Annotated in this window: 12 protein-coding genes; 4 read left to right on the forward strand and 8 right to left on the reverse strand. The window is 69.7% G+C overall.

The annotated features are described in order from the left end of the window. The first annotated feature begins 56 nt into the window (after positions 1 to 56). Complete coding sequence (locus CMC5_RS15165) at positions 57 to 317, forward strand: hypothetical protein (RefSeq protein ID WP_050431103.1); 261 nt, start codon at positions 57 to 59, stop codon at positions 315 to 317. Positions 318 to 1,149: 832 nt separating this feature from the next. Here the strand turns inward: CMC5_RS15165 and CMC5_RS15170 are convergent. The 6 genes from CMC5_RS15170 to CMC5_RS15195 all read right to left on the reverse strand — a co-directional run bounded on the left by CMC5_RS15170 (position 1,150) and on the right by CMC5_RS15195 (position 7,094). After that, the gene (locus tag CMC5_RS15170; protein WP_050431104.1) at positions 1,150 to 1,560 is read right to left on the reverse strand and encodes a hypothetical protein; all 411 of its coding nucleotides are present in this window, start codon (positions 1,558 to 1,560) and stop codon (positions 1,150 to 1,152) included. 116 nt (positions 1,561 to 1,676) lie between these two features. Next, positions 1,677 to 3,914, reverse strand: coding sequence for a xanthine dehydrogenase family protein molybdopterin-binding subunit (locus tag CMC5_RS15175; protein WP_245678447.1), 2,238 nt, complete (start codon positions 3,912 to 3,914; stop codon positions 1,677 to 1,679). Positions 3,915 to 3,940: 26 nt separating this feature from the next. After that, the gene (locus CMC5_RS15180; protein WP_050431106.1) at positions 3,941 to 4,402 is read right to left on the reverse strand and encodes a (2Fe-2S)-binding protein; all 462 of its coding nucleotides are present in this window, start codon (positions 4,400 to 4,402) and stop codon (positions 3,941 to 3,943) included. After that, entirely contained in the window at positions 4,399 to 5,037 is a 639-nt protein-coding gene (locus tag CMC5_RS15185) for an Isoquinoline 1-oxidoreductase subunit (protein ID WP_156338610.1), read from the reverse strand. The genes CMC5_RS15180 and CMC5_RS15185 overlap by 4 nt, the downstream gene beginning before the upstream one ends. Positions 5,038 to 5,234: 197 nt before the next feature. Then, on the reverse strand, positions 5,235 to 5,750 hold the full coding sequence (locus tag CMC5_RS15190) for a TspO/MBR family protein (protein WP_156338611.1): 516 nt from the start codon (positions 5,748 to 5,750) through the stop codon (positions 5,235 to 5,237). A 207-nt stretch (positions 5,751 to 5,957) separates the two neighbouring features. Then, on the reverse strand, positions 5,958 to 7,094 hold the full coding sequence (locus tag CMC5_RS15195; protein ID WP_050431108.1) for a PAS domain-containing protein: 1,137 nt from the start codon (positions 7,092 to 7,094) through the stop codon (positions 5,958 to 5,960). A gap of 375 nt (positions 7,095 to 7,469) precedes the next feature. Between CMC5_RS15195 and CMC5_RS15200 the strand changes: the two genes are divergently transcribed. After that, entirely contained in the window at positions 7,470 to 9,233 is a 1,764-nt protein-coding gene (locus tag CMC5_RS15200) for a M14 family metallopeptidase (protein ID WP_050431109.1), read from the forward strand. Positions 9,234 to 9,246: 13 nt separating this feature from the next. Here the strand turns inward: CMC5_RS15200 and rlmN are convergent, their stop codons facing one another. Further along, a complete protein-coding gene (gene rlmN / locus CMC5_RS15205; protein ID WP_245678448.1) occupies positions 9,247 to 10,425 on the reverse strand; it encodes a dual-specificity RNA methyltransferase RlmN in 1,179 nt (392 codons plus the stop codon). A gap of 103 nt (positions 10,426 to 10,528) precedes the next feature. Between rlmN and CMC5_RS15210 the strand changes: the two genes are divergently transcribed. Together CMC5_RS15210 and CMC5_RS15215 are read left to right on the forward strand one after the other, a co-directional pair. Next, complete coding sequence (locus CMC5_RS15210; RefSeq protein WP_050431110.1) at positions 10,529 to 11,170, forward strand: glutathione S-transferase family protein; 642 nt, start codon at positions 10,529 to 10,531, stop codon at positions 11,168 to 11,170. A 71-nt stretch (positions 11,171 to 11,241) separates the two neighbouring features. Next, the gene (locus CMC5_RS15215) at positions 11,242 to 12,459 is read left to right on the forward strand and encodes a hypothetical protein (RefSeq protein WP_156338612.1); all 1,218 of its coding nucleotides are present in this window, start codon (positions 11,242 to 11,244) and stop codon (positions 12,457 to 12,459) included. Positions 12,460 to 12,471: 12 nt separating this feature from the next. Here CMC5_RS15215 and CMC5_RS15220 read toward each other — a convergent pair whose 3' ends face one another. Continuing rightward, the gene (locus CMC5_RS15220; RefSeq protein ID WP_169796549.1) at positions 12,472 to 13,296 is read right to left on the reverse strand and encodes a PAS domain S-box protein; all 825 of its coding nucleotides are present in this window, start codon (positions 13,294 to 13,296) and stop codon (positions 12,472 to 12,474) included. Between the last annotated feature and the right edge of the window lie 59 nt (positions 13,297 to 13,355).

A 13,355-nucleotide genomic window follows, 5' to 3' on the forward strand; every position in this document is an offset into this window, starting at 1 on the left:
CGCTGCGCTTCATAGGCGTGGACGCTGCAGCTGGTTGGCTCACGAAAGGTCAGAAAATGAACACTGCTTACCGTTTCAGCAAGATGGGTGCGCTTCTGGTTGCCACGCTGGCGTTCGGTGCCGTTGCTTGCGGCGGCGACGACGACGGCGGCACGGACACGACGACCACGACGACCACGACGACCACGACGACCACGACGACCACCACCGGCAATGAGGGTGGCGGCGGCGCTGGCGAAGGCGGCGCAGGTGAAGGTGGCGCTGGTGAAGGTGGCGCTGGCGAAGGCGGCGCTGGTGGCGAGGGCGGCGGCAACTGATGAAGTTGCCAGGATCTGAGGACGCCGACAGGCGGTCGCAGATCTGACGCTCCGGGCAGCTGAGACCCAGTCTGCTCGACCGAAGCTGGAAGCCAGGCGCCTCTCCCTGAGGCGCACCTCGCGGCTCCCAGCAAGTAGCGACGACACCCGTCAGGTTCATCCGGTTCAGACCTTTCCGGCCCGCCGGCGCGGTTCAGGTGACTGCGCCTCGCGTCGCCGGCCGTGGTGATCCAGGTGTCGGCGTTTTTTGCGGAGGTCGGTCACGCATGGGACCAGGGCCGCGCCTCGCGCGACGGGTCGAGGTTTGCCTCCGACCCTGCCCGCGTCGGCGGCTCACGACATCAGGTCCCGCTCACCAACCCCCCGCGGTCCCTGGAAGAGACCTGCATGGCAACGAACATGGAGCGCGTCGCCGGCCGACGGGACCAGGGCACGCGCTCTCCTCGCCGTCGTCGTGCGTGTCCGGGGAGGATGTCCGAAAACAAGGTGTCGTCGTCCGTTGATGCGACCTGTTCACGGGCGAGACCTGGTCGCGTCGTCCACTCACGGGACCTGTGCACGGGCGAGACCTGGTCGCGTCGTCCACTCACGGGACCTGTGCACGGGCCGAACCTGGTCGCGTCGTCCACTCACGGGGCCTGTGCAACCGGGGAGCTCGCGGTTTTGCCGAGATGGCCACTGTTGCTCGCGTCTCTTTGGTCGGCTCGGTTCGGTGTTGTTCGGTGTTCTTGGCTGGTGGTGCAGATCACCTCGTGGGTCGCTGCTCACCTGTACGTACGGAGCGGATTAGAACTTCGTGTCCCCGCGTCAGGTTCTGCGCTGCCCTCGAGCGTCAGGAGAAGCGCCGCTCGTGATCCAGGCTCTCGAGGGAGATTCCGTCGATTGCCGAGGAGCGCACCCGCCACAGCGTCGCTGTCCGGTCCGTGCCCACGCCGTAGTGGATGCGGACGTCACGGAAGTGCAGGAATGGCGCCGTGCCGTCCACCTCCTCGGGAAGCGCCATGACCTGCGCACGCAGCCCCTCCAGGCCTTCGGCCACGGCCTTGCTCTGCTCGCCTTCGGCAGCGCGGGTCCCGGCGATGACCTGCTCCAGGAGTCGCTTCAGATACTCGCCTTCCGAGATGAGGACGCCGCTCATCAGCAGGCCTTGCGTGTGGAACGTCAGCCGGATCGTCACCCCCACGGCCACGAGGGGCCGCAAGAGCAGCGGGAGGATCTCTTCCTGATCGGTTCGCTCGGACATGGTCGCCTCGTTCGGGGGCTGCGCCCCCTGCTCAGGGGCTGGACCTGCGTACCCTAAACCAGGAGCCTGTCAGCCCCCTACGCTGCCCTTGGTGGTTCCCGGTTTTGTTCGGTGCTCTACGAGCGCTTCGGCGCGATCGGGAGCTGCCGGATCCGGTTGCCGGTGAGCGCGAACAGGGCGTTCGCGATCGCGGGCGCGACGGGCGGCACGCCGGGTTCTCCGACGCCACCAGGGACCTCTTCGTTCTCCACGATGTGCACGTGGATGCGGCGCGGGGCCTCGCCGATGCGGACCACGGGGTAGTCGCGGAAGTTGGTCTGCTCGACGGCGCCCTTCTTCATCGTGATCGCCCCGTGGAAGGCCACGCTCATGCCGAAGATGACGGCGCCTTCCATCTGCGCGCGCACGCGCTCGGCGTTCACGATGGTCCCGGCGTCGGCGACCAGCCACACCTCGTCGATGTGGGGTTGCCCATCCTTGCCGCGCACCGCCGAGGCGACCACGGCGACGGCCGTCAGGAAGCTGCGGTGAGCGGCGAGACCGAGGACGCGGCCTGCCTTCTTCCTGCCGTCCCAGCCCGACATCTCGGTCACGCGCTCGATGACCTTGCGGAAGCGTCCGACGTCGACCGGGTGCTGCTCGATGGGGGTGCCGTAGTTGGGGATCTTCTTCACCCCGGCTTCCTGAGGCGTGAGGATGCGTGGCGGGCCCAGCACGTCCAGCCAGGTGTCGCGCGGGTCCTGGCCGCGCGCGTGCGCAATCTCGTCGACGAAGCTGCCGATCGCGAACGAGTGGAAGATGTTGCAGACCGACCGCATCCAGCCGATGCGCACGTGTGCCTTCGCCTCGCAGGCCTCGACCTGCACGTTGGGGATGGCGAGCGGGAGGTCGAGCAGGCCCTGGCCCATCTCCCCTTCGGACGGGCGCTTCTGGCTGACGTCGAACGTCGACGGGATCGGCGGGAACGCCGAGCGGTGGCGCCAGGCGACGAGCTTGCCGTCGGCGGCGAGGCCGGCCTTCAGCGTCTGGGCGCTCACCGTGTGGTAGTAGGCGTGCTGGAGGTCGTCCTCGCGCGTCCACTGCACGCGCACCGGCACGCCCATGGCTTTCGACAGGAGCGCGGCCTCCGACACGAAGTCCGGCTTGGACTTCCGGCCGAAGCCGCCGCCGAGCAGCGTGACGTGAACGGTCACCTTGCTCTCGTCGACACCCAGCGCGCGGGCCACCTCGGTGATCGCCGCCTGAGGGTTCTGCGTCGCGGCCCAGGCCTCGCACGCGCCGTCCTTGAAGTGGGCCACCGCGGCGGGCGGCTCCATCGCGGCGTGGGCGAGGTGGGGCAGGTAGTACTCCGCCTCGATCGTGCGGGCGGCGCTGGCGAGCGCGCCATCCACGTCGCCCACCTTGCGCATCACCTCGCCGGGGACGCGCACGGCGGCGAGCAACCCCTCGCGGTAGGTCCCCGAGTCGTAGCTCGCGTTCTCGCCGTCATCCCAGGTCACCGACAGCGCCGCGCGCCCCTGGATGGCCGCCCACGTATGATCGGCGATCACGGCGACGCCGCCGAGCGGCTGGAACACCGGGGCGCCCGTGAAGGCCGGGATCTCCAGCACCTTGCGCACGCCTGGCACGGCGAGCGCCCTGGTCGCGTCGAACTTTGCCACCTTGCCACCCACCACGGGGGGACGCAGCACCACGGCCGTCAGCATCCCAGGCAGCCGGACGTCGGCGCCGAACTTGCCGCGTCCGGTCACGATGTCCGGCCCGTCGCGCAGCGGCAGCGCCGTGCCCACGTGCTTCAGCTCGTTCCTGGGGCGCAGCTTCACCTTCTTCGCGTCGGGGACGGGCAGCTTCCCGGCGTCGCCTGCCAGCTCACCGAAGCCGAGGGAGCGCTTCGTCCTGCTGTGCCACACGGCGTGCTCCCGCGCCTCGCACTCGCCTGCCGGGACCCGCCACCGTTTCGCCGCAACCGCGACGAGCTGCACCCGAGCGACGGCGCCCATCTGCCGCAGCTTCGTCCAGTCGTTGCGGATGCTGCGTGAGCCGTCGGTGTTCTGGTCGCCGTACTTCTTGTCGCCGTCGGCTTGCACCACCTTCACCCGGCCGAGATCCGCGCCCAGCTCGTCGGCGATGACCACGTGGAGCGAGCTGCGCACGCCCTGGCCCATCTCCGAGCGGTGACAGACCACGACCACCGCGCCGTCCGTCGCGACGTGGACGAAGGGGTTGGGCGTCAGCCCGTCGGCTGCCGGCGGCGTTGCGACAGGCGCAGCCTCCGCGATGCCTTCGTCGAGGAGTCCCAGCGTCAAGCCCGTGGCGACGAAGCCCAGCCCTTGCAAGAAGGAGCGCCGTCGCATCGAGACGTCAGCCACTCGCGCGCCCATCACTCCTCCTTCGGCAGCCCGGCGGCGACCCGGACCGCGGCGCGGATGCGGGTGTACGTGCCGCACCGGCAGATGTTGCCCGCGAGCGAAGTGTCGATCTCCTCGTTCGTGGGCCGTGGCTTCTTCGAGAGCAGCGCGGCGGCGCTCATGATCTGGCCGGACTGGCAGTAGCCGCACTGCGGGACTCCCAGCTCGACCCACGCCTTTTGCAGCGGGTGGCTGCCATCAGCGGAGAGCCCCTCGATCGTGGTCACGCTCTTGCCGGCTGCGCGCCGCACGGGCGTCACGCACGCCCGCACCGCCTCGCCGTCCAGGTGCACCACGCAGGCACCGCACAGGGCTTCGCCGCACCCGTATTTGGTCCCCGTCAGGCCGAGCAGATCGCGCACCACCCAGAGCAGCGGCATCTCCGGATCGGCGTCGATCTTGTACCCCGTTCCGTTCACGCTGAGGGTGATCATCGTCGCGCTTCCTCCTCGGGGCAGATGGCCCCCGTGTCGATCCACGCGGCCACGAGGGCGCCGAACACCGCCTGCGAGCCAGGGGCGGGCTCCCGATCCGCACCAGGGTTCCATCCCCAGGCCACGAGCGGATCGTGCGCCGTGTGCTTTGCGATCTCGGCGAGCGTCTTGCCGCCGTTGCGCTTCGGGTCCTTGATCTGCGCGCAGATGGCCGCCGGCGTTCGCCCGAGCCACGCCATCTCGATTGGCGCCAGGTGCCAGTCCGGTGCGCCAGGGACCCTGGAGTGCGCGAGGTTCTTGTCCTGATGGCAGGAGCCGCACTGCAGCGCCGGTACGCCGTGGTTGTCTGGCCCTCGCACGACCGGAGGCGAGTGCAGCTCGGCGCGCTCGCGCTGGCGCGGCTGATCGTCGTGAGGGTGGCAGTTCACGCAGCGCGGGTGCGTCAGCACCTTGGCCGCTTCCAGAAAGAGCGCTTTCGAGCGCGCCTCCTCGCTGGGCATCCGGGCGAAGGCCTCAGGGCCGAGCAACTCACCAGGCGGCGCCTGAGGTGGGCTCTCCGTCGGAGGCGGCGTGTTGGTGTTCGCGCCGGAGCATCCGGCGATGAAAAGGAACGAGTAAATGAGTCGTCGGTCCATCACCTGGTCGCCGTTCAGGCTTAGAGCCAGAGCATGGACCTGTCGAGCCGAAAGGCGGGTCTCTTCGCCGACCTCCGGACTCACGTCGACTTACATTTCAGGGGCGAAGCGCATGCCTTCCTGACCTGCCAGGGCGCGACACCTGCCAAGGCGCGGCTGGATGCCGCGTCGGTGGGCCCCTGTGCAGGCGTGCGTGGTCAGCGACCCACCAGGGCGTCGCTGGCGAGCAGCGGGTTCTTCCGGATGATCTCTGCGTTGATCGCGCCAGCGAGGCCGAGCCACCCCAGGTAGGGCGCCATGAGGAGCGGGGCTTTGGCGTCGACCCGCTGTGCAACCGCGGTGTAAGCGGAGACCGTCCCGATCAGCGCGGTCATGTCCGCGAGCGCGAGCTGCGGTCGGTGCTTGCCGAAGAAGAGCGGGGTCCACGCCGCGTTCAGACCGAGCTGCGCCGCCCAGAGCGCGAGCGCGGCGCTTCGATCGGCGCTCTTCGGTGCCCAGGCGACGCGGTTCGCGGAGATGGCCATCAATGCGTACAGGCCGGTCCACACGATCGGGAACACCACGGGGGGTGGCTGAAACACGGGTTTGCGCAGCGCTCGGTACCAGACGTCGCGTTTCGGTCGGGTGACGCGGCTCCCCACCACGGCAGCTGCCGCCGTGAGGCCGCCGAACACGGCGAGGCTGAGCAGAGAGCGCACCTGTCGGTTGAGCATGACGTTCCCTCCCAAGGCACCTCTGGCCCTGTGGTCCCGGATCATGGCAAAGCCCGTACCGCTGCTCGGTGTGACCCCGGCCGAGCTGCGGCCTGCTCCAGGCCGAGCGCTGTCCACCTCGACCTCGAGCGTCCGGCCACTCGGCACCGACGACGTCACTCCTCGGGTTCTTTTTTCACCGCGTATTCCTGACGAGAGAGGCGCGCTTCACCGGTCTTCGTTCCTGTCCCCTCCCGGCCGCGTCGTCCTCTGTCTGCCTGTGGGTCCACGTGCTGCCTGCTGGTGTCCGACGCAGGCGGCGATGCCTTGCCGGAGGTTGCGCAGAATCTGGACTCCCTCCAGCGAAGCCTCCGACGCGATCAGCTCGTGGGCGAGGGAGGGCAGCACGCCCGTGATGATGGGCCTCGCGTCCAGCAGCGACAGGGCGCGCACGAGGGAGAGCAGGTCGCTCGCGCTGACGGTGCTGGCGCCGGTCAGATCCAGGATCACCGACCCGGCCTGCTGCTCGACGACGCGCGTCAGCAAGGTCTCCGTGAGCTGAGCCCCGCGGGCCCGATCGAGCTGGCCGATGATGGGCACGGCGAGGGTCTGCGGAGCCACCTCGAGGATGGGCGCCGAGAGAGCCAGGATCTCCTGCCGCTGTTGCTCGATCAGCGCGTCGCGCTCGCGCCGCTGCGTCAGGTCGTACTGCTGCAAGAGCACCGCGGGCGCGCCGGTGGCCGGATCCACGTTCGAGCGCGCCTCGAGCCCGTGCCACCGGGGACCGCACCTGGTCTCCACCTGGAACTCGCCTGCGAACACCTGTCCTGCCGCGACCTCTGCCAGCAAGGCCTCGGGGACCGCGGGTTCGGTGAACCAGGGGTAGATGGACGTCTGCTCGCCGAAGGCCTGCTGGGTCGCGTAGTTCTGGAGGAGCGTCTCGCCGGTGGGGGAGACGACCGCGACCATGACCGTGGTGTGTTGCAAGGCCTCCACACCGCGGAGCTGGAGCGGATCGATGTCGGTCCGCTCATGGCCCTCGCAGAGCCAGTGGAGGCTTCCGTTCTCCCCCTTCAGCCCGGATACCGTGCAGAGGATCCGCGCCGGCTGGCCGCGCGGGTAGAGCGTCATCTCGTCGCGCCAGATCCGACCCTGAAGCAAGGCCTCACGGATCATGCGGTTCCGTGTCTTCGCCGAGGCCGACAGGTTCGACAGGTCGCGCTGAAACAGCTCTTCCTCGCTGTCGGCTCGCCAGAGATCGAGCGCCGCTCGGTTCGCCCACACGACACGGTAGCGTTCGGTATCGAAGACCCACACCGGGGTAGTCAGCAGTTTCGCTCCCGCCAGGCGTTCGTCCAGCAGCATGGATCTGGCCTTAGCATACGAGGAGCCGACAGTTTCGCAGTTGCGCACGGATCGAGGACTCGCGCGGGGCACGCACCCTCGGTCGCCAGGGATGCGAACCTTCGCTGCCCCCCTTGGCGTGAATTGCCACCCTTGCTGCGCTCACGAGCGACCGAGGGGGGCTCAGGGAGGGGGGCGGGGCTCGGTCGCGTGGGTTGGGCTCGTCTGCAAGGTGGCTCGACCCAGCGGGTCCTGGTCGGGCCTGCGCCGTCTGGTCTCGTGCGAGGTCGCGTCGAGATCTGTGGCGCGACGTCCTCGACGTGGAAGGGGGGCAACGGCGCGCATGGAGCACACGCTCTCCTTGCTCCTGGAGGCGCCGTGCGGCATGGCCCAGGGATGCATGATCGCGACCCGTCTGCCCGCTCTGGCGCCTCCAGCGTCGCCTTGCTCGACGATCTCTCGGTCGGCTTTCGCGGTCGCTACGTCGCCTACGACGCCCTGACGCGTCAGGTGCAAGCCTGGGCGAAGGCGTTCCCCGGCCTCGTGCGCCTGACCAGCCTGGTGACCACGCCCGAGGGGCGGGAGCTGTGGCTGCTCACGATCGGTCCGGAGCCGGACCGGATCCGCCCGGCGGCGTGGGTCGATGGCAACATGCACGCCTCGGAGTACTCGGGGACGAGCGTCGCGCTGGCGATCGCCGAGGATGTCCTCCGGGCGCACCTCGACCCGACGAGGATGCTGCACGATCTGCCGCAGCACCTGGTCGACATCGTGCGACAGGATGTCCTGCTCTACGTGCTGCCCCGCCTCTCGCCGGACGGCGCAGAGCGTGTGATCGGGACCGACGCTTACGTGCGTTCGGTCCCGCGAGACGGCCGACTCGGGCGCGCCGCGCCGTACTGGCGGCATGCCGACGTCGACGGCGATGGCAAGGCGAGGCTGATGCGGAAGGAAGATCCGGCGGGGGATTTCGTGGCCTCGCAGGACGTCGCGGGTCTGATGCTGCCGAGGCGGATCGAGGATCCCGGCCCTTTTTATGCGCTGTACCCGGAGGGATTCATCGAGGGCTGGGACGGCTTCACGGTTCCGATGCCCAGCTACCTCTCGGACAACGAGACCGATCTGAACCGCAACTTTCCCTACGGGTGGGCGCCAGAGCCCAGGCAGTGGGGGGCCGGTCCTTATGCGGCGAGCGAGCCCGAGGCGCGTGCGGTGACCGAGTTCGCGGTGAAGCACCCGAACATCTTCGCCTGGCTCAACCTGCACACGTTCGGCGGCGTCTTCATCCGCCCCTCGGGGGATCGGTCGGACAAGAAGATGGATCAAGCGGATCTGGAGCTGTACCTCCAGCTCGGCGAGTGGGCAGAGCAGGTCGTCGGCTATCCGATGGTGAGCATGTTCGAGGAGTTCACCTACGAGCCGGACACGCCGCTCTCCGGGGATCTCTGCACGTTCGCGTATGCACAGCGTGGCGCGGTCTCCATGGTCTGCGAGCTCTGGGACTTCTGGAAGCAGTCGGGGGTGGAGGTGCTCCGGCCCTTCGTCTGGAACTACCAGCGGCGGACGCGCGCGGACCTGATCCAGATCGGGCGCTGGGATCGTGAGCACAACCAAGGGAGGCTCCTCGGGCGGTGGCGTTCGTTCGACCACCCGCAGCTCGGTCCGGTGGAGATCGGGGGCTACGATCCCTTCGAGAGCATCGTCAACCCGCCGCCCGAGCGGCTCTCGGAGCTGTGCGAGCAGCAGGCGCGGTTCTTCCTGCGGCTTGCCGCGCTGGCGCCTCGGCTCCGGCTTGCTCGTGTCGAGACGACGGTGATCGGCGAGGGGCTCACGCGGCTCGAGGCGACCGTGGAGAACGTGGGGTTCTTGCCGACGTACGTGCTGTCGTCTTCCCGGGGGCTGCCCTGGAACGAGCCCGTGCAGGCAGAGATCGCGCTGGAGCCAGGCGTCGAGCTGGTGTCGGGTGAGGTGACGCAGCAGGTCGGGCACCTCGGGGGCTGGGGGGGCTATCAGAAGTCGTCCGTGCCCTACATGGCCCGGACCTCGGGGACCACGCCGCGGCACAAGGTGAGCTGGGTGGTGCGCGGGCGCGGTGGGGTCGTGCTCCGGGCGCGCTCGGTGCGCGTGGGGCAAGTCGAGGCCCGCGTCGCGCTGACGTGACCGCGTTCGGCGCTCAGCTCGGTGGCGTGGCGCGGAAGCCCTTCACCTTGGGCTTGGCGCCGAGGAGAACCAGCTGTCCGCAAGCGGCCGAGACGTCGTCGCCCCGCTGACGGCGGATGAAACAGGAGTAGCCGGCGTCGAGGAGGATCCGCTGGAACGCCTCGACACGCGTCCAGTCGGGCGGGCCGAGCGCGGAGGCCTCGATGGGGTTCATGGGGATGAGGTTCACCTTCACCGGCAGGCTGCGGAGCAGCTTCACGAGCTTGCGGGCCTCGGCCGGGTCGTCGTTCTTGCCGGAGACGAGCGTGTACTCGACGGTGATGCGCCGGCGACGCGGCAGCGGGTACGCGTGGAGCGCCTCCATGAGGCGAGGGAGGGGATACTTGCGGTTGATGGGCATCAGCGCGCCGCGGGACGCGTCGTCGGCGGCGTGGAGCGAGATGGCGAGGCCGATCTGGCCGCTGAAGTCGGCGCCGAGGCGGGCGATCTCCGGGACGAGGCCCGAGGTGGAGACGGTGACTCGGCGGTTGGAGAGGGCGATGCCCTCACGGTGCGTGAGCAGCTTCAGCGAGCGCGCGGTGGCGTCGTAGTTGTGGAGCGGCTCGCCCATGCCCATGTAGACGACATTGCGGAGCGCCTCGCCTTCGTCGAGGAGAGTGCGCCCGAGAAGCACCTGAGCGACGATCTCGTCCGGACCGAGGTGCCGCTTCAGGCCGGCGATGCCGCTGGCGCAGAAGACGCAGCCCATGGCGCAGCCGACCTGGGTGGAGATGCACTGGGTGACCCGCACGGTCCCCGCGGGCTCCGCCGCAGCGTCTGCCTCGTCGTCCTCGTCGTCCTCGTCCGGGTCGGCCTGCACGTTGCCGAGCGGTCCGCGCGCCCCAGGGCCCGTGATGGCGGGGAGGAGGACGGTCTCGATCGTGGCGCCGTCTCGCAGGCGGACGAGCAGCTTGCGGGTCCCGTCGGCCGCGCGGTGGACGCGCTCCACGGTGGCCACGGTGCCCAGCCCCTCGCTGGCCAGGGCCTCGCGGAGGCGCGCCGAGAGGTTCGTCATCGAGGCGGGCTCGACCACGCCGCGCCGGTGGATCCAGTGGAAAATCTGCTTGGCGGTGAAGGCGCGCTCGCCGCGGGCGCGGAGCGAGGCCTCCCACTCTTCGGGGAGGCGAGCGACGGGCGAGACGGCAGAGTTCACGATCGAGGAGCTAATCCGGGACGGGGGGAGCGGCAAGGGTCGGGACGAAGGTGGGCTGTGCGGTGCGCTGGTCGCGCGCTCGAGGCTGGGCTAGGGCGATCGCATGCGCCTCTACACCTTCATCCACTCGCCGAGCCCGCTCAAGGTGCGCCTCGCCCTGGCGGAGATGGGTCTGGACTACGAGGCGGTCGAGGTGAACCTGTTCCGCGGAGAGCACCAGACGGAGGCCTTCGCGAAGGTGAACCCGCACCGCAAGGTCCCGGTGCTGGAGGACGGAGCGCTGCTCCTTCGAGAGTCGAACGCGATCCTGAGCTACCTGGGCCGCACGCGGGACACGCCACGCTGGCCGAACGTGCCGACCTCGGAGGCGCTCGCGATGCAGTGGCTGTTCTTCGAGAGCGCGAACCTCGCCTCGCCATGCTCCACGCTCTGGTGGAACGACATGGTGGCCCCGGTGCTGGGTCAGCGCGGCATCGACGAGACCTTGGTGAGACAGGCGGCGATCGATCTGGAGCGACCGCTCGACCTGCTGGACGCGCACCTGGAAGACCGCCGCTTCCTGATGGGCCACTCGCTGTCGCTGGCCGACTGCTCGGTGGGGGTGTCGCTGATGATGCTGATCGGAACGCGGCTCGGCGATCTCCAGCGCTGGCCGCGCGTGGCGGCTTACCGAGACGCGATCCGGCGACGGGCGAGCTGGGGGGAAGCGCACGGCGAGGGGATCCTCGATCTCAGGCTGAGCTGAGGGGAGCGCTTTCAGGTCGCGGCTGCTCGGGACTATGCTGCGTCCGAGCGCCGGTCCTGGCGCTGGTCTCGATGCGTCGATCCACGCGGTTTCTCTGGTCTCTGCCGTTGCTCCTCCTCGGGTGCGGTCCAGCCGACGTGGCGGAGCCGGAGGCGCTGGGCGTGTCACTCCGCCTCCTCGCGAAATCCATCGCCACGCTCGATGACGGCCGGCCGGAGCCTCCAGCGCGCCAGCGAGAGCGAGGGGCCAAGGGGGGTGGCGCCGAGGCCGCGGGAGTCGAGGATCGCGCGCTCTCGAAGGCCGTCGCCGAGCTGCGTCTGGTGGTGCATCAGGCCGAGTTCACCGTGGCCCGCCTCGCCAGACGGGTTCCGGCGACGGCGCCCGGTCAGCTCGATGCGCTGCGCCAGAGCACGGAGCGACTCCACGAAGCGGTGACCGTGGGGCGTGCAGCGGAGGTGCAGCGGGCCGCCGAGGAGGTGGAGGTCCACGCGCAGCACGTGTCTGCGCTGCTGCGGTCGGTGGTGGACGGGGTGAGGCCGCAGCTGCACAGGACCTCGGCCGACACGGGGACGCTCTCGGGACGTGTGCCGACCACGGTGGGGACCACGATGGTGCGCGTGATCTCGGCGCTCTACACCGCGGCCACGATCGCGGGTGTGTGGGGGGCGCTCGCGGCACGCGACAAGCTCGATCGGCGCAGGCGGGGGCTGAACGTGCTGGTGTTCCTCGGGCTCGGGACGTTCGGTGCAGGGGCGGCCACGGTCTGGGCGCCTTCCATTGCTGCGCTGATGGCGCCGGAGCTGTCGATCCCGGATGGCGAGCAGGGGTGCGCGCTGGCACTGTCCAGGGGAGGAGAGCTGGAGAGGGCGCTGCGGATCGCCGTGGAGCGCGCCGAGCGACGCGCCGGGGGGCCGCGGGGGAGGGACGGGATGGTGGTGATCGGCGATGCCGTCCAGGGGCTGAGCCGCAGTGAGCTCCTCGTGCGGGTGCGCGGAGGCAACGAGCAAGGCCTGCTGGCGTCGACCGGGAACACGGCGCGATCGGAGCAGGGGAGCGGCCAGGCTCCGGGGGCCGCCTCTTCGGTGCCGCCTGCACAGGTGTCGGCGCACGACGGGGCGGAGCGGCTCGCTCAGGAAGTGCGGGAGCTGTCGGCCGAGTGCGTCGCGTTCGCCCTGGCTGGCGAGGTGGCAGAGGAGGCGCGGTACTTCCACACACTGGCCGCCGAGTTTCTGGGCCAGTCGGTGGGGTCTGCGGCGAGCGAGGCGCGGAGAAAGGCGCCCGATGGCTGAGAGCACGTCGGCTCAGCGCACCGCGTGGGCGATGCCTGCCTGGAGGGTGCCGAAGGTGGGCACGCCAGACAGCTCGGCGCCCAGCTCGACCAGGGAGCGCGCGACCTCCGGACGGATGCCGGTGAGCACGGCGCGAGCCCCGAGGAGGCGCACCGCCTGCACGGCGCGGAGCAATCCGGCGATGGTCTCGGAGGCGATCTCGCGGACACCCGTCAGATCCACGATGGCGACGCGGATGTGCTGGGTGGTCACGCCCTGGAGCAGCGCCTCGGTCAGGCGTGCCGCTCGCTGACCATCGACAGGGCCGACGAGCGGCGCAACCAGCACACCGTCGGCGATGGGGAGGAGCGGCGTGGAGAGTTCTTCGAGCAAGATCTCCTGGCGCTGCACGGCCTCGTAGAGTTGCTGACGCTCTTCCTCGATGCGCTTGCTGGCGCTGAGATCGCGCGCGACGCAGAGCAACGCCTCGGGCCGTCCAGCTTCATCGCGCACCACGGAGGCCGAGAGGGAGGCAGGCAGCACCTCTCCGGATCGGGTGACGCACAGTCGCTCCTCGTCATGCACACCGTCGCGCTGGAGGATGTCGCCGAAGTCAGGAGGCGAGAGGTCGGGGAAGATGAGGGCGAGCTGCTCGCCAATCAGCTCGTCGGCCGTGCGTCCCGTGAGATGCTTCGAGGCAGGGTTGGCGATACGGATGACCCCGTCCAGCCCGGCGAGGATGAGCAGGTCACTCATCGAAGAGAGGATGCTCTCGAGGTAGCCAGCCTTGGAGACGACAGGGCGGATGCGTCCTACCTCGGTCTCCAGCGCCGAGAGCGCATCGAGCGCGCTGCTCACGTCACGTCCCTCAGCGTCTCCTGCCTCGCTCGCAGTCGCGAGGCGCTGGAGGCTTTCCC

Source organism: Chondromyces crocatus (assembly GCF_001189295.1).
GTDB lineage: Bacteria > Myxococcota_A > Polyangia > Polyangiales > Polyangiaceae > Chondromyces > Chondromyces crocatus.

Coding starts and splice junctions, on each gene's coding strand:
- CMC5_RS15215 (WP_156338612.1), top strand. CDS start 11,242: ATGCGTCGATCCACGCGGTTTCTCTGGTCTCTGCCGTTGCTCCTCCTC.
- CMC5_RS15190 (WP_156338611.1), bottom strand. CDS start 5,750: ATGCTCAACCGACAGGTGCGCTCTCTGCTCAGCCTCGCCGTGTTCGGC.
- CMC5_RS15180 (WP_050431106.1), bottom strand. CDS start 4,402: ATGATCACCCTCAGCGTGAACGGAACGGGGTACAAGATCGACGCCGAT.
- CMC5_RS15210 (WP_050431110.1), top strand. CDS start 10,529: ATGCGCCTCTACACCTTCATCCACTCGCCGAGCCCGCTCAAGGTGCGC.
- CMC5_RS15200 (WP_050431109.1), top strand. CDS start 7,470: ATGCATGATCGCGACCCGTCTGCCCGCTCTGGCGCCTCCAGCGTCGCC.
- CMC5_RS15170 (WP_050431104.1), bottom strand. CDS start 1,560: ATGTCCGAGCGAACCGATCAGGAAGAGATCCTCCCGCTGCTCTTGCGG.
- CMC5_RS15195 (WP_050431108.1), bottom strand. CDS start 7,094: ATGCTGCTGGACGAACGCCTGGCGGGAGCGAAACTGCTGACTACCCCG.
- CMC5_RS15175 (WP_245678447.1), bottom strand. CDS start 3,914: ATGCGACGGCGCTCCTTCTTGCAAGGGCTGGGCTTCGTCGCCACGGGC.
- CMC5_RS15185 (WP_156338610.1), bottom strand. CDS start 5,037: ATGGACCGACGACTCATTTACTCGTTCCTTTTCATCGCCGGATGCTCC.
- CMC5_RS15165 (WP_050431103.1), top strand. CDS start 57: ATGAACACTGCTTACCGTTTCAGCAAGATGGGTGCGCTTCTGGTTGCC.